Source organism: Allobosea sp. (assembly GCF_035944895.1).
Taxonomy (GTDB): Bacteria; Pseudomonadota; Alphaproteobacteria; order Rhizobiales; family Beijerinckiaceae; genus Allobosea.
On the sequence record NZ_DASZAT010000002.1, the window covers coordinates 181108 to 201981 of the forward strand.

The 20874-nt window shown below is 66.1% G+C and carries 22 protein-coding genes; 11 read left to right on the plus strand and 11 right to left on the minus strand.

Annotation, left to right across the window (positions count from 1 at the left end; genetic code table 11):
* Positions 1-35 precede the first annotated feature (35 nt).
* Positions 36-194: a hypothetical protein gene (locus VGV58_RS01075; protein ID WP_326872112.1), complete on the plus strand. Its 159-nt coding sequence runs from the start codon at positions 36-38 to the stop codon at positions 192-194.
* On the opposite strand, the gene VGV58_RS01080 is transcribed toward VGV58_RS01075, so the two are convergent.
* Entirely contained in the window at positions 191-685 is a 495-nt protein-coding gene (locus VGV58_RS01080) for a gluconokinase (protein ID WP_326872113.1), read from the minus strand. The two genes, VGV58_RS01075 and VGV58_RS01080, sit on opposite strands and share 4 nt — an antisense overlap.
* Before the next feature lie 39 nt (positions 686-724).
* The gene (gnd, locus tag VGV58_RS01085; protein ID WP_326872114.1) at positions 725-1711 is read right to left on the minus strand and encodes a phosphogluconate dehydrogenase (NAD(+)-dependent, decarboxylating); all 987 of its coding nucleotides are present in this window, start codon (positions 1709-1711) and stop codon (positions 725-727) included.
* A gap of 212 nt (positions 1712-1923) precedes the next feature.
* Here gnd and VGV58_RS01090 point away from each other — a divergent pair, with 212 nt between their 5' ends.
* Positions 1924-3738: a monovalent cation:proton antiporter-2 (CPA2) family protein gene (locus VGV58_RS01090; RefSeq protein WP_326872115.1), complete on the plus strand. Its 1815-nt coding sequence runs from the start codon at positions 1924-1926 to the stop codon at positions 3736-3738.
* A 19-nt stretch (positions 3739-3757) separates the two neighbouring features.
* Here the strand turns inward: VGV58_RS01090 and VGV58_RS01095 are convergent, their stop codons facing one another.
* Together VGV58_RS01095 and VGV58_RS01100 are read right to left on the minus strand one after the other, a co-directional pair.
* Positions 3758-4048 (minus strand): hypothetical protein, encoded by a 291-nt coding sequence (locus tag VGV58_RS01095; RefSeq protein ID WP_326872116.1) that lies wholly within the window; start codon positions 4046-4048, stop codon positions 3758-3760.
* Positions 4049-4053: 5 nt separating this feature from the next.
* Positions 4054-5064 carry a 1-aminocyclopropane-1-carboxylate deaminase gene (locus tag VGV58_RS01100; protein WP_326872117.1) on the minus strand — a complete coding sequence of 337 codons (1011 nt, stop codon included), beginning with the start codon at positions 5062-5064 and terminating at the stop codon, positions 4054-4056.
* A gap of 156 nt (positions 5065-5220) precedes the next feature.
* Between VGV58_RS01100 and VGV58_RS01105 the strand changes: the two genes are divergently transcribed.
* From VGV58_RS01105 to VGV58_RS01125, 5 genes are all read left to right on the plus strand, one after another.
* Positions 5221-5685: an Lrp/AsnC family transcriptional regulator gene (locus tag VGV58_RS01105; RefSeq protein ID WP_326872118.1), complete on the plus strand. Its 465-nt coding sequence runs from the start codon at positions 5221-5223 to the stop codon at positions 5683-5685.
* Positions 5686-5784: 99 nt separating this feature from the next.
* Positions 5785-6213, plus strand: coding sequence for a MerR family transcriptional regulator (locus tag VGV58_RS01110; protein WP_326872119.1), 429 nt, complete (start codon positions 5785-5787; stop codon positions 6211-6213).
* Positions 6149-6553: a carboxymuconolactone decarboxylase family protein gene (locus tag VGV58_RS01115; RefSeq protein ID WP_326872120.1), complete on the plus strand. Its 405-nt coding sequence runs from the start codon at positions 6149-6151 to the stop codon at positions 6551-6553. Before VGV58_RS01110 ends, VGV58_RS01115 begins: the two co-directional genes overlap by 65 nt.
* A gap of 471 nt (positions 6554-7024) precedes the next feature.
* The gene (locus VGV58_RS01120; RefSeq protein ID WP_326872121.1) at positions 7025-7225 is read left to right on the plus strand and encodes a hypothetical protein; all 201 of its coding nucleotides are present in this window, start codon (positions 7025-7027) and stop codon (positions 7223-7225) included.
* Between the two features lie 61 nt (positions 7226-7286).
* Positions 7287-7661, plus strand: a complete 375-nt coding sequence (locus VGV58_RS01125; RefSeq protein ID WP_326872122.1) for a hypothetical protein — start codon at positions 7287-7289, stop codon at positions 7659-7661.
* A gap of 96 nt (positions 7662-7757) precedes the next feature.
* On the opposite strand, the gene urtE is transcribed toward VGV58_RS01125, so the two are convergent.
* From urtE to urtA, 5 genes are all read right to left on the minus strand, one after another.
* Complete coding sequence (gene urtE, locus VGV58_RS01130; RefSeq protein ID WP_326872123.1) at positions 7758-8453, minus strand: urea ABC transporter ATP-binding subunit UrtE; 696 nt, start codon at positions 8451-8453, stop codon at positions 7758-7760.
* A 60-nt stretch (positions 8454-8513) separates the two neighbouring features.
* A complete protein-coding gene (gene urtD / locus VGV58_RS01135; protein WP_326872124.1) occupies positions 8514-9278 on the minus strand; it encodes an urea ABC transporter ATP-binding protein UrtD in 765 nt (254 codons plus the stop codon).
* A gap of 5 nt (positions 9279-9283) precedes the next feature.
* A complete protein-coding gene (gene urtC / locus VGV58_RS01140) occupies positions 9284-10423 on the minus strand; it encodes an urea ABC transporter permease subunit UrtC (protein WP_326872125.1) in 1140 nt (379 codons plus the stop codon).
* Positions 10420-12021, minus strand: a complete 1602-nt coding sequence (urtB, locus tag VGV58_RS01145) for an urea ABC transporter permease subunit UrtB (RefSeq protein WP_414643826.1) — start codon at positions 12019-12021, stop codon at positions 10420-10422. The genes urtC and urtB overlap by 4 nt, the downstream gene beginning before the upstream one ends.
* Before the next feature lie 216 nt (positions 12022-12237).
* Positions 12238-13500: an urea ABC transporter substrate-binding protein gene (gene urtA, locus VGV58_RS01150; RefSeq protein WP_326872135.1), complete on the minus strand. Its 1263-nt coding sequence runs from the start codon at positions 13498-13500 to the stop codon at positions 12238-12240.
* Positions 13501-14153: 653 nt separating this feature from the next.
* On the opposite strand from urtA, the gene rnr reads away from it, so the two are divergent.
* The 4 genes from rnr to rpmG all read left to right on the plus strand — a co-directional run bounded on the left by rnr (position 14154) and on the right by rpmG (position 17991).
* Positions 14154-16469: a ribonuclease R gene (gene rnr, locus VGV58_RS01155; RefSeq protein ID WP_414643827.1), complete on the plus strand. Its 2316-nt coding sequence runs from the start codon at positions 14154-14156 to the stop codon at positions 16467-16469.
* A gap of 23 nt (positions 16470-16492) precedes the next feature.
* Complete coding sequence (locus tag VGV58_RS01160) at positions 16493-16936, plus strand: DUF983 domain-containing protein (RefSeq protein ID WP_326872127.1); 444 nt, start codon at positions 16493-16495, stop codon at positions 16934-16936.
* On the plus strand, positions 16933-17667 hold the full coding sequence (locus tag VGV58_RS01165; RefSeq protein ID WP_326872128.1) for an NUDIX hydrolase: 735 nt from the start codon (positions 16933-16935) through the stop codon (positions 17665-17667). The genes VGV58_RS01160 and VGV58_RS01165 overlap by 4 nt, the downstream gene beginning before the upstream one ends.
* 156 nt (positions 17668-17823) lie before the next feature.
* On the plus strand, positions 17824-17991 hold the full coding sequence (gene rpmG / locus VGV58_RS01170) for a 50S ribosomal protein L33 (RefSeq protein WP_091828458.1): 168 nt from the start codon (positions 17824-17826) through the stop codon (positions 17989-17991).
* Between the two features lie 147 nt (positions 17992-18138).
* Here rpmG and VGV58_RS01175 read toward each other — a convergent pair whose 3' ends face one another.
* Both VGV58_RS01175 and VGV58_RS01180 read right to left on the minus strand, forming a co-directional pair.
* The gene (locus VGV58_RS01175; protein WP_291674527.1) at positions 18139-18330 is read right to left on the minus strand and encodes a hypothetical protein; all 192 of its coding nucleotides are present in this window, start codon (positions 18328-18330) and stop codon (positions 18139-18141) included.
* A 158-nt stretch (positions 18331-18488) separates the two neighbouring features.
* Positions 18489-20874, minus strand: a 2386-nt coding sequence (locus VGV58_RS01180; RefSeq protein WP_326872129.1) for an autotransporter outer membrane beta-barrel domain-containing protein, incomplete at its 5' end; no start/stop codon positions are given.

A 20874-nucleotide genomic window follows, 5' to 3' on the forward strand; every position in this document is an offset into this window, starting at 1 on the left:
GGATATGCCCGTCACATGTGAGCGGAGAGACATCCGTGCACAGCATCGATCGCTCGCAGGCGCCACTGCTGCCGCTGATCCTGGCATATCTCCGGCACAGGATGGAGCTGCTCATGACCTCGCTCAGGCCGCGCCATCGCGCCCGGGACATCGCGGCGCTGACCTCGCGCGACAGCGCGCCGCCAGGCGGCTAGCCCAACCGTAGCTCCCGCACCACCTGCTCGACGAGCGCCTCTTTGCTCGCCTCGATCTGGACGACGAGCGGCTTCTCGTCGGCACCCGGTTCCTCAAGCGTCGCGAACTGGCTGTCGAGCAGCGAGGGGGGCATGAAATGATGCTGGCGCGCGGCCATGCGCTGGCCGATCAGTTCGCGCGAGCCCTTGAGATAAACCAGCGCAACATCGGGCCTACCCCCGACGATCACCTCGCGGTAGGCCTTCTTCAGCGCCGAGCAGGTGACGATGCCGTTGCCGCCGCTGCTACGCAATGCGTCGATCCAGGCCGCGATCGCCGCGAGCCAGGGCTTGCGGTCCCCATCGGTCAGCGGAGTGCCAGCCGACATCTTCGCGACGTTTTCCGGCGGATGGAACGAGTCGGCATCGCGGAACGGCCAACCGAGTCGCTCGGCCAGCCGCTCTCCGAGCGAGGTCTTACCCGAACTCGCCACGCCCATCACGACGATCACCGCCGGTTTCCCGGCGTCATTGGCAGGGATCATCGTGTCTCAGCCCTGCTTCTTCGGCTCGACATGGCCGCCGAAGCCGGCGCGCATGGCGGAGAGGATCTTCTCGGCGAAGGTGTGGTCCTTGCGCGAGCGGAAGCGGGTGTAGAGCGAGGAGGTCAGCACCTCGGCTGGCGTCGCGGTCTCGATCGCAGCCTGCACCGTCCAGCGCCCCTCGCCCGAATCCGAGACATGGCCGGAATAGGCGCCGAGCTCCTCGTCGGCCGCCAGCGCCTCGGCGGTGAGGTCGAGCAGCCAGGAGGTCACGACCGAGCCGCGCCGCCAGACCTCGGCGATCTCGGCGACGTCGAAGTCGAAGCCGTATTCCTCGGGCAGGCCGTCCTTGGCCGAAGCGTTGCGCAGCAGGTCGAAGCCTTCGGCGAAGGCCTGCATCATCCCGTATTCGATGCCGTTATGGATCATCTTGACGAAATGGCCCGCGCCGGCCGGGCCGCAATGCAGATAGCCCTGCTCGGCCGTCGGGTTGCGGCCCTCGCGATGCCTGGTCGGCTCGATCGCGCCCTTGCCCGGCGCCAGCGCCTGGAAGATCGGCTCCAGCCGGTCGAAGGTCGCCTTGTCGCCGCCGATCATCAGGCAGTAGCCGCGATCGAGCCCGTGCACGCCGCCGGAGGTGCCGATGTCGAGATAGTGCAGCCCCTTGGCTTCGAGCTCGCGCCCGCGCCGGACATCGTCCTTCCAGAAGGCGTTGCCGCCGTCGATCAGCGTATCGCCGGGGCTCATCATCGCGGCGAGATCGGCGAGCGTCTTCTCGGTGATCTCGCCGGCCGGCAGCATGATCCAGATCGCGCGCGGCGCCTGCAGCTTCGCCACCATCTCCTTGAGGTCGCCGACATTGACGGCGCCGTCCTTCGCCAGCGCCTCGCCCGGCTTCGGGTCGCGGTCATAGACCACGCAATTGTGCCCGGCGCGGTGCAGCCGCCGGACGATATTGGCTCCCATGCGGCCGAGGCCGACCACTCCAAGCTGCATAGCGAACGCTCCTGCTGCCGGCAGAGAGCCGGCTTTTGCGATGCTAAATGCCCGGATGAAAGCCAGCCGGCAAGCGTTGGCCGGCCGGCACGCTAGCTGCATCGTGTTGTCCAGGCGCTCTGGCGGCCGAGCGAAAGCTTGCCTAAACCGCCCCGACGCTTCTTTTTCATGAGCAGCGGATATCCACAGCGAAGGCAGGAAAAGGGAGCGACATGGCAGCGGAAGGCTTCTCTCAGGATCTGGTTCAGGCCGTCGGGCTACTGGGAGCGGGCGTCATCGCGGTGCCGATCTTCCGCAAGCTCAAGCTCGGCTCGGTGCTCGGCTATTTCGCGGGCGGCCTCGTCATCGGCCCCTCCGGCATCGGCCTGTTCTCCAATCCGGAAAGCGTGCTCCACGTCGCCGAGTTCGGCGTCGTCATGTTCCTGTTCATCATCGGGCTGGAGATGCAGCCCTCGCGACTCTGGAACCTGCGCGGCGAAATCTTCGGCCTTGGCGTCGCCCAGGTCGGGCTTTGCGGCGCGCTGCTGACCGGGGTCGGCATTCTCGCCGGACTGGCTCCTGCTGCCGCCTTCATCGCCGGCATGGGCTTCGTGCTCTCCTCGACGGCGGTCGTGATGCAGATGCTGAATGAGCGGGGCGAAGCCTCGACGCCGCACGGCCAGCAGGCGGTCTCGATCCTCTTGCTCGAAGACCTCGCCATCGTGCCGCTGCTCGCCGTTGTCGCCGTGCTGGCGCCCGCAAAGGCGGCCGAGAGCAGCGGGATCATGCCGCTGTTGATCGGAGCCGGCTCGCTCATCGGCCTCGTCATCGCCGGCAAATACCTGCTCAACCCGATGTTCCGATTGCTCGCCAATGCCCAGGCCCGCGAGGTCATGACCGGCGCGGCGCTGCTCGTCGTGCTCGGCTCGGCGCTGGCGATGCAGCTCGGCGGCCTCTCCATGGCGATGGGTGCCTTCCTCGCCGGCGTGCTGCTCTCGGAATCGACCTTCCGCCACCAGCTCGAGGCCGATATCGAGCCGTTCCGCGGCCTCCTGCTCGGCATGTTCTTCCTAGCGGTCGGCATGTCGCTCGACCTCAAGCTGATCGGCAGGGAATGGCAGGTCGTGGCGCTCGGCGTCGCCGCCTTCATGCTGGTCAAGGCGGCCGGCATCTTCATCGTCGCCAAGCTGTTTCGCACCCGCACGCGCAATGCGATCACCCGCGTCGCGCTGTTCTCGCAGGGCGGCGAGTTCGCCTTCGTGCTCTACAGCGCCGCTGCGGCTGCGGGCATCTTCGACGCGCGCATCAATGCCATCGCCAGCGCCATCGTGATCCTGTCGATGGCGCTGACACCGCTGGTCGTGCTCGCCATCGATCGCTTCATGCCGCCCGAGCAGGAATCACTCGATGGCATCGAGCATGCCGAGGGGCTCAAGGGCCGTATCCTCGTTGTCGGCTTCGGCCGTTTCGGCCAGGTCGCGAGCCAAGCCTTGCTCGCCCGCGGTTGCAGCATCTCGCTGATCGAGACCGATGTCGAAATGATCCAGGCCGCCGCGACCTTCGGATTCAAGGTCTATTATGGCGACGGCACGCGCGCCGACATCCTGCACGCCTCGGGCGCCCATCAGGCCGAGGCGATCCTGGTCTGCGTCGAGAAGCGCGAGACCGCCAACGCGATCGTGCGGGTCGCACAGGCCGAGTTCCCGCATGCAAAACTGTTCGTGCGCGCCTTCGACCGCGGCCATGCGATGGACCTGATCCGCGCCGGCGTCGATTACCAGATCCGCGAGACCTTCGAATCCGCCATGGTCTTCGGCGGCGAGGTCCTGCGCGGGCTCGGCGTGCCGGAGGAGGAAGCCGCGGAGATTGTCGAGGACGTCCGCCGCCGCGACGCCGAGCGCCTCGACCTCCAGGTCGCCAGCGACATCCATGCCGGCCAGGACCTGATCCATTACGGCAACCAGCCGACCCCGGCGCCGCTCACCAAGCCGAAGTCGGCGGGCACGGTCATCGGCGACCTGCCGGACGCGGCTGGCGCCAGGTCCTGAGACCCGGCGCCGACCCGCATCAGGGGAACATCAGCGGCAATGGCTCTGCCTGCCAGGCAGCGTCGAGCGCCAGCAGCCTGACTTCGGCCGGGGCAAGCCCCTCGCCAACGGCCTCGGCAGCGAAGCGCTCGGCCCCGGCCGCATCGGGGAAGCCGACAGCCAGCACCAGGTTGCTGGGGGCGTTCCGGTCGCGGGCGACGAAGCTCAGCTTCGCCCGCCCGTTGAGGCCGAGCCGGCCGATCCGCGCGAGCAGGACCTCGCGCAGATCCTCGCGCCCCGCCGCGATCTCACAGAGGACGAGCGCCTCCATGGCGCTCAACCATTGCGGAAGGTGTAGCTGTAGCCGTTGATCGCCGGCACGCCGCCGAGATGGGCGTAGAGCACCTTCGATCCCGCAGGGAAGAAGCCTTTCTTCACCAGGTCGATCATGCCCTGCATCGATTTCCCCTCATAGACGGGGTCGGTCATCATGCCCTCGAGCCGGGCCGACAGACGGATCGCCTCGATCGTCTCCTGCGAGGGCACGCCATAGACCGGATAGGCGTAGTCCTCGTTCAGAACGATGTCGTCCGCCGTGATCTCCTTGCCACCGACCAGCTCGGAGGTCTTCTGCGCGATGTCGAGCACCTGCGCCCTGGTCTGTGCCGGAGTGGCTGAGGCGTCGATGCCGATGACGTTGCGCTGGCGGCCGTCTTTGGCGAAGCCGACGACCATGCCGGCATGGGTCGAGCCGGTGACCGTGCAGACGACGATGTAGTCGAATTTGAAGCCGAGTTCGGCCTCCTGCGCCCTCACCTCCTCGGCGAAGCCGACATAGCCGAGCCCGCCGAACTTGTGCACGGAAGCGCCGGCCGGGATCGCATAGGGCTTGCCGCCTTTGGCCTTTACATCCTCCAGCGCATTTTCCCAGCTTGCCCGGATGCCGATGTCGAAGCCCTCGTCGACCAGTTCGACATGGGCGCCCATGACCCGCGACATCAGGATATTGCCGACCCGGTCATAGACCGCGTCCTCATGCGGCACCCAGCTCTCCTGGACCAGCCGGCACTTCATGCCGATCTTGGCGGCTGTCGCCGAGACCATGCGGGTGTGGTTCGACTGCACGCCGCCGATCGAGACCAGCGTGTCGGCGCCAGACGCGATCGCATCCGGGACGATGTATTCAAGCTTGCGCAATTTGTTGCCGCCGAAGGCGAGGCCGGAATTGCAGTCCTCGCGCTTGGCATAGAGCGCGACGCCGCCGCCGAGATGGGCGGAGAGCCGCGAAAGCTTCTCGATCGGCGACGGCCCGAAGGTCAGCGGATAGCGTTCGAACTTGGCGAGCATGGCGGGTTTCCCTTCTGAAATGACCCGCAAACGCTAGCAAAACGCCCCTGGAAGGTGCTCCCGAACTTCGCTCCTGATTTTCTTCTTGCTTTCGCTAAAACCGCAATCTGATAGCTTATTGAAACGTCATTGGCGGCTAAAACGAAAGAATCATTCATGGAGGCCGAACTCGACAAAACCGACCTCAGAATCCTGCGTTTGCTGCAGGCCGATGGGCGCATGGGCAATGCCGAGATCGCCAAGCGCGTGAACACCAGCGCCGCCACCTGCCATCGCCGCATCCAGCGCCTGTTCGCCGAGGGTTATGTCACCGGCGTGCGCGCGCAGGTCGATCCGCACAAGGTCGAGAAGGGCACGCTCGCCATCGTCGGCGTGGTGCTCGACCGCTCGACGCCGGAGAGCTTCGGCCTGTTCGAGGAGGCGGTGAAGCAGCTCCCGGTCGTGCTCGACTGCCACATCGTCGCCGGCGATTTCGACTATTTCCTCAAGATCCGCGTGCGCGACCTCGCCGACTTCAACAAGCTGCATGCGAAGACGCTGCTGGCGCTGCCGGGCGTGCGCCAGACCCGCACCTTCTTCGTGATGAAGGAGGTCATCGACAACGCGCCGCTGGAGTTCTGAGACGGGCGCGCGGCCGCTCGAAAAAACTTTCGCCGACCGCATTGACTTAGAGTGCGCTCGAACTCGTAGCTTCCCGGGCGTCGTGATGAGAAGGCGGCCATGAAGATCGGTGAACTTGCCAGGCGCTCGGGACTATCGGCCCATACGATCCGCTATTACGAGCGGATCGGGCTGTTGCCCTATGCCGACAGGGACCGGTCACGCCAGCGCGACTACGACGCCTCGATCCTGACCTGGATCGATTTCCTCGGCCGGCTCAAGACCACCGGCATGCCGATCCGCGAGATGCTGCGTTATGCGGCGTTGCGCGAGAATGGCTCCGGCACGGAAGCTGAGCGTCGTCTGTTGCTGGAACGGCACCGCGAGCATGTTCGCGCTCGCGTCGCCGAACTCGAAGCCTGCCTTCTCGTCCTCGACACCAAGATCGCCGGCTATGCCGACATCGAGAAGAGGATCGAAGACCATGACGCACATCAACGCACACGCCGAAACCAGCAGGCTGGAGCGCGGCAGGCGGGCTCTCGCTGAGATCGATGGCGAAGCCGGCCACAAGGTGATCGCGGCGCTCGCCGACATCGCGCCCGATTTCGCCAACTACGTGTTCGAGTTCCCGTTCGGAGACATCTATTCGCGGCCGGGGCTCGACCTGCGCTCCCGCGAGATCGCGACGATTGCGGCGCTGGCCGCGCTGGGCAACACCCAGCCACAGCTCAAGGTGCATATCGAGGCCGGGCTGAACGTCGGACTGTCGCGCCAGGAGATCACGGAGGTCATGATCCAGATGGCGGTCTATGCCGGCTTCCCGGCGGCGCTCAACGGGCTGTTCGCAGCGAAGGAGGTCTTCACCGCGCACGACCTCGCTGCTTGAACCGAGGCTGGCTCGGGCCCGCGGACTCCTGATCAGCGGGTCCGATCCTCACACCTGGATCAGCCGCTGCACCTGGTTGCCGTCGAGCTCCGCCATCGGCCTGGCCAACACCACCTCGCCGCGGTCCATCACGAACATCGTGTCGGCGAGGTCGCGGACTATGTCACCGGCTGTGCAGGTGAGCCGAGGCGTTGGCCCTCAGATACGCAATCCACCGCAATTCACAGGTGAACAAACGCGCAACGCGTTCTGCTTGAATTCCAATCGGCTCGAAGCCAAGACTCGATCGGCTGATTCGCCTGAAATACGAACGGCCTAGGGGGTCGGATCCCTAGACCGTTCAGAGGCGAATTGGTGCCAGCGTTATCGGATCGACGCTGGTCGTGTGGAGATCAACCACGTCGGTTGCTTACGCCGATTTGGCCTCTACGCGCAAGATGGTCCTTGGCTGCCAAAGCAGGAGATCAAACCATGGCAGACCGCAGGAAGCCGAAGAGCGGCGCTCGCCGCCCGTCCCGTTCCATCAACCCGCGTGATGTACCCATCATCAAGACGCGCATCCTCCAGGGCGAGTTCCTGAACCGGATCGCGGCGGACTTCGATGTGAATCCGGGGCGGATCAGCGAGATCAAGACGGGGAAGAGGTTCGCCGAAATCCCGCCTGCCGCCTGACGGCACCATCAACGGGGAGGTGGAGCTTCGGCTCCACCTCTTTTCTCGAGGAGGGGCCGCTGTGAAGAAAGTGCCTTCGACCGAGCAGATCGTGATGGTCACGCTCGCTGCATCTGAACAGAAGCAAATACAGGACTATCTCAACCGCGGGCGTAGGCACAGATCGGTCGCCGAGGCGGAGCTTCGAGACATGTTTGTCGAGCGAATGCGTGAATGGGTGGCAGGCGAGGGCCCGGCGCCAACCGCCTTCAATGACGTGGAGTCAGAATTTCACGCTCGCGGATTGCAGCCGCCCTTTGACCTTGTCCCTGGCGAACTCGAACTAATTTCAAAGCGCGCAAGCGAGGTGATCCAGGCTTTGACGCCTGAGGACAAAGACCGGATCAACGACGAGATTTTTGAAGAGTATGAGAATGCAATGAAGCGGAGCCAGTGACCAGCCGCCGTGGGATTGAAACGGTCGGCAACCTCTTTCCTGCCTTTCAACTAGGGTCCATCTGGCCAAAAGCGACCCAGCCCAACGCCTTGGGTTTCACACCTGGATCAGCCGCTGCACCTGGTTGCCGTCGAGCTCCGCCATCGGCCCGGCCAGCACGACCTCGCCGCGGTCCATCACGAACATCGTGTCGGCGAGGTCGCGGGCGAAGTCGAAATACTGCTCGACCAGCACGATCGCCATGCCGCCCTTCTGGCGGAGGTAGTCGATGGCGCGGCCGATATCCTTGATGATCGAGGGCTGGATGCCCTCGGTCGGCTCGTCCAGCACCAGCAGCCTGGGTCGGGTGACCAGCGCCCGCGCAATCGCGAGCTGCTGCTGCTGGCCACCCGAGAGGTCTCCGCCGCGCCGGCCCAGCATGGACTTCAGCACGGGGAATAGGTCGAACAGTTCATTCGGGATGAAGCGCTCCTTGCGGGGCAAGGGCGCAAAACCGGTTTCGAGATTCTCCTTCACCGTCAGCAACGGGAAGACCTCGCGGCCCTGCGGCACATAGGCGATGCCGGCGCGGGCCCTGTCCTCGCTGCGCAGCGCCGAGATGTCCTCGCCATCGAGCCGGATATGCCCGCCCGAGATCGGCTGATGGCCGACGATGGCGCGCATCAGCGAGGTCTTGCCGACGCCGTTGCGGCCCATGACGCAGGTGACCTTGCCGATCTCGGCGCTGACCGACACGCGCCGGAGTGCCTGCGCGGCGCCGTAATGGAGATCGATGGCTTCGACGTTCAGCATGAGCAGTCGTCCCGCTGCATGAGCTGATCGGAAAACCGATTCTTGCTTTTCCCCAACATCCTAGCGCCCCAGATAGACTTCGACCACGCGCTCATTGGCGCTAACCTGATCGAGGGGGCCTTCGGCCAATACAGAGCCCTCGTGGAGTACCGTCACCTTCACGCCGAGCTCGCGGATGAAGCCCATGTCGTGCTCGACCACGATCACGGAATGATCTTTCGCGATCTCCTTGAGCAGCACGGCGGTCTGTGCCGTCTCGCCATCGGTCATGCCGGCGGCCGGCTCGTCGACGAGCAGGAGCTTGGGATCCTGCGCCAGCAGCATGCCGATCTCGAGCCACTGCTTCTGGCCATGCGAGAGTGAGCCGGCAAGCCGGTCGCGCTTATCGGCGAGCTTGATGATGCCGAGGATGTCGTCGATCCGCTTCTGCTGCGGCCCTTCCGTCTGCCAGAACAGCGTCTTCAGCACCGTGCGCTTCGATTTCAGCGCCAGCAGGATGTTGTCCTCGATCGTGTGGAAGTCGAACACGGTCGGCTTCTGGAACTTGCGGCCGATGCCGAGATTGGCGATCGCCGCCTCGTCGAGCCGGGTCAGATCGACCGAGCCGCCGAACATCACCGTGCCTTCGTCAGGCCGGGTCTTGCCGGTGATGATGTCCATCATCGTGGTCTTGCCGGCGCCGTTCGGGCCGATGATGGCGCGCATCTCGCCGGGCTCGATGGTCAGAGACAGGCCGCGTATCGCCTTGAAGCCGTCGAAGGAGACGCTGACGCCGTCGAGATAGAGCAGCGAGGAGGTCAGCGCGCCGGGTGTGGGAGCGTTCATATCAGTTACTCCGCCGGCGCCGGCTCGGCCGCCGGCATCGTCTCGGGCTTGCGGCGCTTCTCCCACCAGCCCTGCACGGTGCCGAGAATGCCCTTCGGCATGAACAGCGTGACGAAGACGAAGAGCGCGCCGAGCGCGAACAACCAGTACGGCGCCATGAAGCCCGAGGTGAACACCGTCTTGGCCCAATTGACGACGACGGCGCCCAGCGCCGCGCCGACCAGCGAGCCGCGCCCGCCGACCGCGACCCAGATCACCGTCTCGATCGAGTTGGCCGGAGCGAATTCGCTGGGATTGATGATGCCGACCTGCGGCACGTAGAGCGCCCCGGCGACACCGGCCATGCAGGCCGAGACGGTGAAGACGAAGAGCTTGAAGCGATCGACCCGGTAGCCGAGGAAGCGCGTGCGCGATTCCGCATCGCGGATGGCGATCACCACCTTGCCGAGCTTCGAGGTGACGATGCCGCGGGCGATCAGGAAGCCGGCGATCAGCATCGTGCAGGTCATGGCGAACAGCGCCGCGCGCGTGCCCTGCGCCTGTACGTTGAAGCCGAGGATGTCCTTGAAGTCGGTCAGGCCGTTATTGCCGCCGAAGCCCATGTCGTTGCGGAAGAAGGCGAGCAGCAGCGCATAGGTCAGCGCCTGCGTGATGATCGAGAGATAGACGCCGGTGACGCGGCTGCGGAAGGCGAACCAGCCGAAGACGAAGGCGAGCAGGCCGGGAACAGCCAGCACCATCAGCATCGCGAAGGGAAAGGACGAGAAGCCCCACCAGTACCAGGGCAATTCCCCCCAGTTCAGGAAGACCATGAAGTCGGGCAGGAGCGGATTGCCGTAGACGCCGCGCGAGCCGATCTGGCGCATCAGATACATGCCCATCGCATAGCCGCCGAGCGCGAAGAAGGCGCCATGGCCGAGCGAAAGGATGCCGCAATAGCCCCAGACCAGGTCGAGCGAGATCGCCAGCAGCGCGTAGCAGAGATATTTGCCCCAGAGCGACATGGTCGCGGTCGAGACGTGAAACGGTGAGCCAGCCGGCATGAGCAGGTTCGCCAGCGGCACCAGCAGGCCGATCGCCGCGACGATGGCGAGGAAGGCGTAGCCCCGCTTGTCCATGTTCGAGAGGAGGAAGCGGGTGATCATGCTTCCACCGCCCTGCCCTTCAGCGCGAACAGACCGCGCGGGCGCTTCTGGATGAACAGGATGATGAAGACGAGCAGCGCGATCTTGCCGAGCACGGCGCCGGCATAGGGTTCGAGGAGCTTGTTGGCGACGCCGAGGCTCATGGCGCTGATCAGCGTGCCCCAGAGATTGCCGACGCCGCCGAAGACCACGACCATGAAGCTGTCGATGATGTAGCTCTGGCCGAGATTGGGGCTGACATTGTCGATCTGCGAGAGCGCGACGCCGGCGAGCCCGGCGACGCCCGAGCCCAGCCCGAAGGTCAGCGCGTCGATCCGGCCGGTGCGGATGCCCATCGCCGAGGCCATGCGCCGGTTCTGGGTGACGGCGCGCATCTGCAGGCCCATCGGCGTCAGCTTCAGGATCGCCAGCAGCGCCGCGAAGACCAGCGCCGCGAAGACGATGATCCAGAGCCGGTTCCAGGTGATGGCCAGGCCACCAAGCTCGAAGGCGCCGGACATGAATGAGGGCGCGCCGACCTCGCGGTTGGTCGGGCCGAAGGCGGTGCGCACCGCCTGCTGCAGGATCAGGCTGATGCCCCAGGTCGCGAGCAGCGTCTCCAGCGGCCGGCCATAGAGGAAGCGGATGACGCCACGCTCGATCGCGATGCCGACCGCGCCGGCGACGATGAAGGCGGCCGGCAGCGCGATCGCCAGCGACCAGTCGAACAGATAGGGCGCGTTCGCCCGGATCAGCTCCTGCACCACGAAGGTGGTGTAGGCGCCGAGCATCACCATCTCGCCATGCGCCATGTTGATCACGCCCATCACGCCGAAGGTGATGGCGAGGCCGATCGCGGCGAGTAGCAGCACCGAGCCGAGCGAGAGCCCGTACCAGAGGTTCTGCCCGGCCCGCCACAGAGCGAGCTTGCCCTCGATGTCGGAGATGGCGCGCGCCTGCGCTTCCTTGAGGCCGGGCGTGGCATCGCCCGGCAGCGCCCGCAGCGTCGCCAACGCATCCTGGTCGCCACGCTCGCGCAGCACATCGACGGCGGCGATCCGGTCGAAGGGCGGCGCGTCGGTCTTGACGATCAGGATCGCCGCCTGCGCCTCGCGCAGCGCCCGGCGCGCCCGATCATTGCCTTCCTTGGCGATGGCGGCTTCGAGCACCGGCAGCACCGAAACGTCGCGCGCCCGGAACACGGCTTCCGCTGCAGCGACGCGCTTTGCAGGATCGGGATTGATCAGTCCGAGACCGCCGAGCGCACCCTGGATCGTGCGCCGCACATTGTTGTTGAGCCGGACCGGGTTCAGCCCAGCCGGTGCGGCTGCCAACGCCTGCCCTGTCTTCGCGTCGAGGAAACCGCCTTCCTTGGTCTTCACCGCGACCGCCCCGCCCCCGGCGAGCAGGCGGCCATCGGCCAGCGCCTCGATGATCACGGCCGCGTTCGGATGCGCGCTCTGGACGAGGATGTCGATGGCGCGTGCCGTGTCCGAGAAGCTGTCGGCGTTGAGCCGCGCGAAGGCGTCTTCGGCGCTCTGCGCGAATACGACAGCCGGCGCGAAGGCGAGCGTCATCGCGAGCGCAAGCATGCGCAGGAGGTGAATGAAGGGCGGCATTATTCCGACGATCTCGGTTCGGGTCGTCCCGGGCGACCGGAGGGAGACCTGGGACCCATGCCTGAGCTTTTCCGATTGAGGCCCAGGCATGGGTCCCGGCTCTGCGCTTCGCTCCGGCCGGGACGACCGAGATGGTTGAATTCCGGATGTGACGTATGAGCTGGAATTCGAAGGGCGGCCGGGCTTTCCGACCGTGCCGCCCTTCCCCCTCTTAACTCAGGTGCCGCTGCCGGCGCACTTGCCGGTCTTGACGTTGAAGTTGCCGCACTTCTTCTCGACCCAGTCGCCGATCAGGTCCTTGGAGCCGTCGAGCTCCTTCGACCAGGCGTCGCCAGCGACGAGGCCGGTCTTCGAGACCACGTCGAACTGGCCGTCGGCCTTGATCTCGCCGATCAGCACCGGCTTGGTGATGTGGTGGTTCGGCAGCATCTTCGAGACGCCGCCGGTCAGGTTCGGGGCTTCGATGCCGGGCAGCGCATCGATGACCTTGTCCGGATCGGTCGACTTGGCCTTCTCGACCGCCTTCACCCACATGTTGAAGCCAACGACATGGGCTTCCATCGGGTCGTTGGTGACGGCCTTGTCGTTCTTCTTGTAGGCCTTCCACTGCTTGATGAAGGCCTCGTTCTCCGGCGTCTTGACCGACTGGAAGTAGTTCCAGGCGGCCAGATGCCCGACCAGCGGCTTGGTGTCGATGCCGGCGAGCTCTTCCTCGCCGACCGAGAAGGCGACGACCGGAATGTCGGTCGCCTTGATGCCCTGGTTGCCGAGCTCCTTGTAGAAGGGAACGTTGGCATCGCCATTGATGGTCGAGACCACGGCGGTCTTCTTGCCGGCCGTGCCGAATTTCTTGATGTCGGAGACGATGGTCTGCCAGTCGGAATGGCCGAACGGCGTGTAGTTGATCAGGATGTCCTCCTTCTTCACGCCCTTGGCGAGAAGATAGGCCTCCAGGATCTTGTTGGTCGTGCGCGGATAGACGTAGTCGGTGCCGGCGAGGACCCAGCGCTCGACCTTCTCCTCCTTGGCGAGATAGTCGACGGCCGGGATCGCCTGCTGGTTCGGCGCGGCGCCGGTATAGAAGACGTTGCGCTCGCTCTCCTCGCCCTCGTACTGGACGGGGTAGAACAGGATCGAGTTCAGCTCCTTGAACACCGGGAGCACCGACTTGCGCGACACGGAAGTCCAGCAGCCGAATACGGCCGCGACCTTGTCCTTGACGATCAGCTCGCGCGCCTTCTCGGCGAAGAGCGGCCAGTTCGAGGCCGGATCGACCACCACCGCCTCGAGCTTCTTGCCGAGCACGCCGCCCTTCTTGTTCTGCTCCTCGATGAGCATGAGCATGACGTCCTTCAGCGTCGTCTCCGAGATCGCCATCGTGCCGGAGAGCGAGTGCAGGATACCGACCTTGATGGTCTCTTGCGCCGCCGCCGGCAGCAGCGATGAGAGAACCGTGGCGCCTGCGAAGGCGGCGCCGATGACCGTGCGACGAGTGAGTTTCACTGCGATGTCCCCTGAGGTCCCTGTTGACCACGCCCTTGCCGGGCGCCAGCTGCCGTTCCGGCTGGTGGGGAAGTTCGCAAGCGGCATGCCAACCCCGTTCAGAGGCATATCGGCACCGCAACAAGGCATGTTCAGGGCGGCTTTTGGAGCGATTTCCTGCCAGCGAGACGCCTTTCTACGCAAACATCATGTGCACCGGCAGCAAATGACTATTCAGCAGGCAAGTTGTCCGCTCATAAAATAGGCAGAATTGCCACAATCCCTCCCAATGCCCGTTTTCATTGCAGTCACGCGACCTGTGATCCGCTGAATCTTTGCCATTTACGCCGGCGGCGGAATCACCCTAGCCTCCTCCTTGTCGGTAACAACTGAAAGGAGGTGATCCAGTGTCTCATTGTCATCAACCGCTGTTGCGGGTGGCGCGTGGCCTGGACTCGTCCCATGAGGGGTTCGGTTCCGCGTGATTTTCTGCAACGCCTAAGCCCTGTTACCGGGGCTGCGGTTCGGCAATGGAAGGGCTGCCCGCAAGGGCGGCCCTTCTCCGTTTCGGGCAGCAGTTCTGCACAGGCCGTTCTGGCGCCGCTCGTCGCGTCATGGCAGAAACCGTCCATGACCTTTGCGCCCAGCCGCTGCTGACGAGGCCCGAGCCTTTGTCCCGTCCCGACGCCGACCTCTCCCGCGATGCCATCCTCGCCTTCATCGAGGAGGAGCGCGCCGCCGGCCGCGAGCCCGGCCGGCGCGACATCGCCAAGGCCTTCCAGCTCGATGGCGGCGGCAAGATCTGGCTGAAGCGCCTGCTGCGCGAGCTCGAACTGGAGGAGAATGGCGGCACCGGCCCGGTCAAGCCGCATGCTGCCCTCCCTGCCGTCCTGCTCTGCGAGATCAAGACGCGCGACCGCGAAGGCGATCTCATCGCCGCTCCGCTCGAATGGAACGAGGCAGATCAGGGCGAGGCGCCGAAGATCCTGCTCGAGCGCCAGCGCGAATTCCGCCGCCAGCCGAAGACCCCCGCAGCGGCCGCCCCCGGCGTCGGCGACCATGTTCTGCTCAAGCTGACGAAGCTGCGCGGTGTCGAGGGCTATCAATGGTCCGGCCGCACCCTCAAGGTCATGGGCAAGGCCAAGGCGCAGGTGCTCGGCATCTTCCGCGCCCTCCCCGACGGCTCCGGCCGACTCGTCCCCGTCGACAAGAAGGCGCAGGGGCGCGAGGCGATTGTTCCGAAGGGGCAGACCGGCAACGCCGAGGACGGCGACCTCGTCTCGGTCTCCTTCGCCCGCGAGAGCCGTTTCGGACCGCCGCAGGCCAGGGTGCGCGAGCGCCTCGGCTCGCTGAAATCCGAGCGCGCGGTCTCGCTGATCGCGATCCACGCCCACGGCATCCCGAACGAGTTCCAACCGGCAACGATCGCGGAATCGGAAGCTGCAAAGCCCGCGACCCTCGCTGGCCGAGAAGACTGGCGCACCCTGCCGCTGATCACCATCGACCCCGCCGACGCCAAGGACCATGACGACGCGGTCCATGCCGCGGCCGACGATGATCCCGACAACCCCGGCGGCCACATCGTCACCGTCGCGATCGCCGACGTCGCCTCTTACGTCCGCCCGGGTTCGGCGCTCGATCGCGAGGCATTGGAGCGCGGCAACTCGGTCTATTTCCCCGACCGCGTCGTGCCGATGCTGCCGGAGCGGATTTCGAACGATCTCTGCTCATTGCGCGGCGGCGAGGACCGCCCTGCCCTTGCCGTTCGCCTGATCCTCAAGGCCGATGGCTCGAAGAAGAGCCACAGTTTCCACCGCATCATGATGCGCTCGGCGGCAAAGCTCTCATATCAACAAGCCCAGGCCGCGATCGACGGCAAGCCGGACGATCTCACCGGCCCGATCCGCGACAGTATCCTGATGCCGCTCTGGGCCGCCTATGGCTCGGCCGCCCGCGCCCGCGACGCCCGCCAACCGCTCGATCTCGATCTGCCCGAGCGCAAGCTCGTCCTCGATGCCGACGGCAAGGTCACCCGCGTGATCGTGCCCGAGCGGCTCGCCGCGCACCGGCTGATCGAGGAGTTCATGATCCTCGCCAACGTCGCCGCGGCCGAGACGCTGGAGAAGGCCAAGAGCCCGCTGATCTATCGCTGCCATGACGAGCCCTCGCTCGAGAAGATGCGGGCGCTCGGCGAGGTGCTGGCCTCGATCGGCATCAAGCTGTCCAAGGACGCGGCGCTGCGGCCGGTGCTGTTCAACCGTATCCTCGTGATGATCAAGGGCTCGGAGAACGAGCTCCTGATGAACGAGGTCGTGCTGCGCACCCAGGCGCAGGCCGAGTACGTCGCCGAGAATTACGGGCATTTCGGCCTGAACCTGCGCCGTTACGCCCATTTCACCTCGCCGATCCGGCGCTATGCCGACCTGATCGTGCACCGCGCCCTGATCTCGGCGCTGAAGCTCGGCGATGACGGCCTGCCTAAATCGGCGACGCTCGCCGAATTGCGCGAGGTCGCGACAAGGATCTCGGCGGCGGAGCGGCGCGCCATGGCGGCCGAGCGCGAGACTACCGACCGGCTGATCGCCCATTTCCTCGCCGACCAGATCGGTTCGAGCTTCGACGGGCGCATCGCCGGCCTCAACCGCGCCGGCCTCTTCGTCAAGCTCGACGGCACCGGCGCCGACGGCTTCATCCCGGCCTCGACCCTGGGCGCCGACTACTACCGTCATGACGAGCGCGCCCATGCGCTGGTCGGCGATCGCACCGGCGAAAGCTGGCGTCTCGGCGACCGTGTCCATGTCAAATTGGTCGAGGCGGCGCCGGTCGCAGGCGCGCTGCGCTTCGAGTTGCTCACAGAGGGAAGGCCCGCGACATCCGACCGCTCTGGCAAAAGGTCACGCCCTGCTTTACCTATGGGGCGAAAGAAGGGCCGGCCCCCGCCTACACGATCAGGCCGCAGACGCTGATGCCCTGAACCACGAAGAACCCCATGTCCATACATTGTCACCAACCCAAGCCGGTCCAGGCTCGCGACTGGCGTCAGGCTATGCGTCGCGGCCTCTTCGGCCGCTGCCCGCATTGCGGCGAGGGCAGGCTCTTCCGCGCCTTCCTGAAGCCGGTCGATTCCTGCGAAGCCTGCGGCGAGACCCTGCATCACCAGCGCGCAGACGACCTGCCGCCCTATATCGTCATCACCATCGTCGGCCACATCGTCGTCGGCGGCATCCTGCTGGCTGAAAAGTACAGCGACTGGTCGATGGTGATGCATATGTGGACCTGGCCGCCGCTGACCATCCTGCTCTCGCTCCTGCTGATGCAGCCGGCCAAGGGCGCGGTCATCGGCCTGCAATGGGCGCTGCGCATGCACGGTTTCGGCGGCGCGATGCCCAAGCCCGAGCGCCAACCCGCCATGAAGGCGATCGGCGGACGATGAGCGACCACACCATCACCCTGACCCAGGCCGAGCGGGCACGCACCAGCGTCAACCTGCGCCCGCGCGATGCGGCGACCATGCTGATCCTCGATCATTCCGGGAAGAAGCCCAGGGTATTGATGGGCAAGCGCCATGCCGGCCACAAGTTCATGCCCGGCAAATACGTCTTCCCGGGCGGACGCATCGAAGCCGGCGACCGCCGCATGGCCGCGACCGGCGCCCTCGCCGACCCCTGCGAGCAGCGCCTCCTCGCCCGCTGTGTGCGCCCGAGCGTCCAGCGCGGCCGCGCGCTGGCGCTGGCCGCGATCCGCGAGACCTTCGAGGAAACCGGCCTCCTCTTCGGCAGCGCCGATTACGGCGCCCCCGAGAACCCGCCCGAGGGCGTCTGGGCCGAGTTCGCCGCCAAGGGCGTCTTCCCCGATCTCGGCGCCGTCACGTTCGTCGCCCGCGCCATCACCCCGCCGCGCCGGCCCAAGCGCTTCGACACCCGCTTCTTCGCGGTCGATGCCCGCGCCGTCGCCGGCAAGGTCGAGGGCGTGATCGGCCCCGATTCGGAGCTTACCGACCTCGTCTCCGTCACCTTCGACGAGGCGCGCGAGCTCGACCTGCCGACCATCACCAAGGTGATCATCGCCGAGGTCGAGGAGCGGCTGAAGGCGGGATTCGCCCAATATCTGCCGGTTCCGTTCTACTGGGAGAAGCGCGGCAGCTTCGTGCGCGAGCTGCTCTGACACCACCGGGCAGCGGAAATTCCGGTCCTGCGCCCGATATTCCTTGACTTGCCAGCGCCGATACGGCATTCCCCGCCCATCGGATTGCCGGGCTCGCCCGGCCATTTTGTTTTTTTGCGTGGGCCCAGGCGGCCCCATCTGTTCGAGGGCTCCGCCATGGCCAAGGCCGTGACCATCAAGATCAAGCTCATCTCGACCGCGGACACCGGGTACTTCTACGTGACCAAGAAGAACTCGCGTACCATGACCGAGAAGATGTCGAAGAAGAAGTACGACCCCGTCGCGCGCAAGCACGTCGAGTTCAAGGAAACCAAGATCAAGTGAGGCGTTCAGCCTAACTGCTTGATCTGGTTTTGAAGAACCGCCCCTCGCAGGGCGGTTTTTTCGTTTTGGGGGAATCGCGGCCAGCGCCCGTTTGGGAGTTGCGTGGCGCCGCTCCCCTTGCGTCCCTGACCTCGGATACCCCCGGCCTCAGCCTTCGCCGGCCGACCGCTCTTTCAGCAGCTCGTTGAGGCGGTCCTGCTTCTCGTTGAGCAGGTCCGACAATCTCTCCTCGCTCCCGGAGCCGGACGCGGCGGTAGCCTGTTCCGTCAGGTCGGAAATTTGTCGGCGCAGCAGTGCGATCAGATCGTCCAGCGCTTCGCGATTGCCGTTCTCCGCCATGGCTGCTGTCTCCATCCCTCTCGATGCCGAACCGCGAGTGGCCAGCACGCGATGCCGCAAAGCGGGATCGTGGCTGCCGTCCGATAACTCGGCAGCTCACAGATTTGCTCCACGGCGACGCAAATTCAATCGGCGCATTCGCGCCGGCAGATCCCTCTTCAGAACCGCATCTCGACCCTGCCCTTGAGAGCGTGGTCACGGGAGCGCTCGCCGACAGCCGCCGAGTAGGTCAGGCCGAGGGCGGTGGCTTGCGATATCCGCCAGTCGAGCCCGGCTTCGGCGACGAGCGCCTCGCGATCGATCGGGGCGGCGAAGACGGCGGCCGGCGTCGTGCCGGCGACGAAGGCGGTGCGGGCCTGCGGCGTGAGATCGCCGAAGCCATGGCGCCAGCCGAGCATGGCGCGGGCGAACAGCGGCATCGCCCCAAGCTGCGCCTCGGCCCTTAAGCCGAGCGTGGTGAAGCCGAGCGTCTGGTCGCTGGAGAGAACGCGCAGGGCCGCAGCGCCGCCCCGCTCCGTGCCGGCGTCGGTGCTGACCCGGATCAGTGCCAGCTGGGCGAAGGGCTCCAGTGCAATGCCGCTGAAGGCGAAGCCATAGCCGAGCTCGGCGAAGCCCTGCGTCACCGAACCCGGGCGCTGCAGGCGCAGCAGGTCGCCGAAGCCGCGGATCTGAACCTGGCGGCGGATGTCGCTCTCGGACCAGCTATAGGCCGCACCGGCATCGAGGCGAAGATTGCCGAAGCGGGTGCCGGCATAGAGCGCCGCATGGCCGCTCTCGAGCTTGCCGGTGGACAGGCGGGCATCGAGATCGAAGCGCGACTGGCTGTAGCCGCCGGCGACGCCGAGCTTCAGCGAGGAGCCCGGCGCGTCATAGACCATGAAGTCGGCGCCGAGCAGGGCGCCGCCGCTGCGGCGGCTGAGCGAGGCAGCGTTGCCGTCGGCGTCGGTGTTGCCGGTGCTGCCGAAGGCCGTGCCCCAGAGTGCATAACGCGGCTGCGGCACTGGGGCGGGCATCACCACGCCGCCCTTGCGGCCCGGCAGGTCGGCAGTGAAGGCGCCCGCGACCTGCTGACCCGGCGCGGTCAGCAGCGGCCCGCGCAGATGGCCGAGGATGGTGTCGCGCACTAGCCGGCTCTCATCGATCATCACCGCGACCGCCTGGGCATGGGCTTCGCCCGAGAGCAGGTCGAAGCCGGCGCGGGCCTCGGCAGCCGTCGCCGAGATCAGCGCGTCATAGACCGGATTGCCAACGCCCAGCCGCTCCGCCGCGATCGCGATGAAACCCTGGTTGCGGGTGGCGGCGATGGAGTTGCTCCCGTTGCCGCCCGGGCCGAAGCCGGTGTCGTTGCGGGTCATGGTCAGCGTGACGTTCTGGCTGTCGTAAGCCAGCGACGGCGTCAGGAAGGCGAGGTTCGACGAGACGCCCGTGAAGGTCCCGGTCACGCCGCCCGAGGCGGTCAGGATCGTGTAGTTCGTGCTCGCCGCGTAATTGCCGTTCTCCGCCAGCACCTGCACGGTGCCGCCCGTGATCGTCGCCGAGCCCGAGGCGACGATCCTGTCGCCCTGCCCGGCCGCGTTGACCTCGACCTGATAGGTCGAGCCCGCGGCGAAGGCGACGTTGCCCGAGACGGTCAGCGTGCCGATCGAGTTGCCGGGCGCAACCGTCGCGCCGCTGCCGACGCTCACGCCACCGATCGTGCCGGAGCCGCCGAGCGTGCCGCCGTCGAGCGTCACGCTGCTCGCCAGCGAGCCGTTCACCACCAGCTTGCCGGACGAGACCTTGGTCGAGCCGGTGTAGGTGTTCGTGCCCGTCAGCGTCAGCGTGCCGGTGCCGGCCTTGGTCACCCCGCCAGTGCCGGTGATCGTGCCGGAGAAGGTTGTCGATGAATTGTTCGCGCCCGCCGTCAGCGTGCCCGAGCCGAGCATGACCGTGCCGGCACCGGCGAGCGAGCCGATGCTCTGGTTGAAGCTGGCAAGATCGAGCGTCGCGCCCGATGCCACCGTGAAGGTCGAATTGGTGGAGAAGGCATTGGCGGCGCCGGCCCGCAGCGTTCCCTCAGACACCGTCGTCGCGCCGGAATAGCTGTTCGTACCCTTGAGCACGAGCGTGCCGGCCCCAGCCTTGCTGAGCGAGCCCGTGCCGGAGAAGGATTGCGAGACCGAGAAGGTGTTTCCGGCCTCGACGATGTCGAAGCCGCCACCGTTGGCCCCGAGGATGATGTCGCGCGTCAGCTCGTGCAGTATGGTATCGGTCACCTGCAGCACGCCGCCATCGAGCGTCAGTGCCCCCGAGGCGTCGCCGAGTCTGTCCCCCTTCGAGATGCTGATCGCCCCGCCGGCGATCACCGTCCCGCCCGAATACGTGTTTCCTGTGGTCAGCGTCAGCGTGCCCGTGCCGACCTTACGCAGTCCGCCGTCGCCCGAGATCTGGCCGGAGAACGTGGTCGAAGCATTGGTCGCGCCGGTCTCCAGCGTCGAGTTGCGATCGATCCGGATCTGGCCGTCGCCGGCGATCGAGCCCGCGGTGACCGTGCTAAGCGCGTCG

Coding starts and splice junctions, on each gene's coding strand:
- gnd (WP_326872114.1), bottom strand. CDS start 1,711: ATGCAGCTTGGAGTGGTCGGCCTCGGCCGCATGGGAGCCAATATCGTC.
- VGV58_RS01090 (WP_326872115.1), top strand. CDS start 1,924: ATGGCAGCGGAAGGCTTCTCTCAGGATCTGGTTCAGGCCGTCGGGCTA.
- VGV58_RS01095 (WP_326872116.1), bottom strand. CDS start 4,048: ATGGAGGCGCTCGTCCTCTGTGAGATCGCGGCGGGGCGCGAGGATCTG.
- VGV58_RS01100 (WP_326872117.1), bottom strand. CDS start 5,064: ATGCTCGCCAAGTTCGAACGCTATCCGCTGACCTTCGGGCCGTCGCCG.
- VGV58_RS01105 (WP_326872118.1), top strand. CDS start 5,221: ATGGAGGCCGAACTCGACAAAACCGACCTCAGAATCCTGCGTTTGCTG.
- VGV58_RS01110 (WP_326872119.1), top strand. CDS start 5,785: ATGAAGATCGGTGAACTTGCCAGGCGCTCGGGACTATCGGCCCATACG.
- VGV58_RS01115 (WP_326872120.1), top strand. CDS start 6,149: ATGACGCACATCAACGCACACGCCGAAACCAGCAGGCTGGAGCGCGGC.
- VGV58_RS01120 (WP_326872121.1), top strand. CDS start 7,025: ATGGCAGACCGCAGGAAGCCGAAGAGCGGCGCTCGCCGCCCGTCCCGT.
- urtE (WP_326872123.1), bottom strand. CDS start 8,453: ATGCTGAACGTCGAAGCCATCGATCTCCATTACGGCGCCGCGCAGGCA.
- urtD (WP_326872124.1), bottom strand. CDS start 9,278: ATGAACGCTCCCACACCCGGCGCGCTGACCTCCTCGCTGCTCTATCTC.
- urtC (WP_326872125.1), bottom strand. CDS start 10,423: ATGATCACCCGCTTCCTCCTCTCGAACATGGACAAGCGGGGCTACGCC.
- urtB (WP_414643826.1), bottom strand. CDS start 12,021: ATGCCGCCCTTCATTCACCTCCTGCGCATGCTTGCGCTCGCGATGACG.
- VGV58_RS01160 (WP_326872127.1), top strand. CDS start 16,493: ATGTCCATACATTGTCACCAACCCAAGCCGGTCCAGGCTCGCGACTGG.
- VGV58_RS01165 (WP_326872128.1), top strand. CDS start 16,933: ATGAGCGACCACACCATCACCCTGACCCAGGCCGAGCGGGCACGCACC.
- rpmG (WP_091828458.1), top strand. CDS start 17,824: ATGGCCAAGGCCGTGACCATCAAGATCAAGCTCATCTCGACCGCGGAC.
- VGV58_RS01175 (WP_291674527.1), bottom strand. CDS start 18,330: ATGGCGGAGAACGGCAATCGCGAAGCGCTGGACGATCTGATCGCACTG.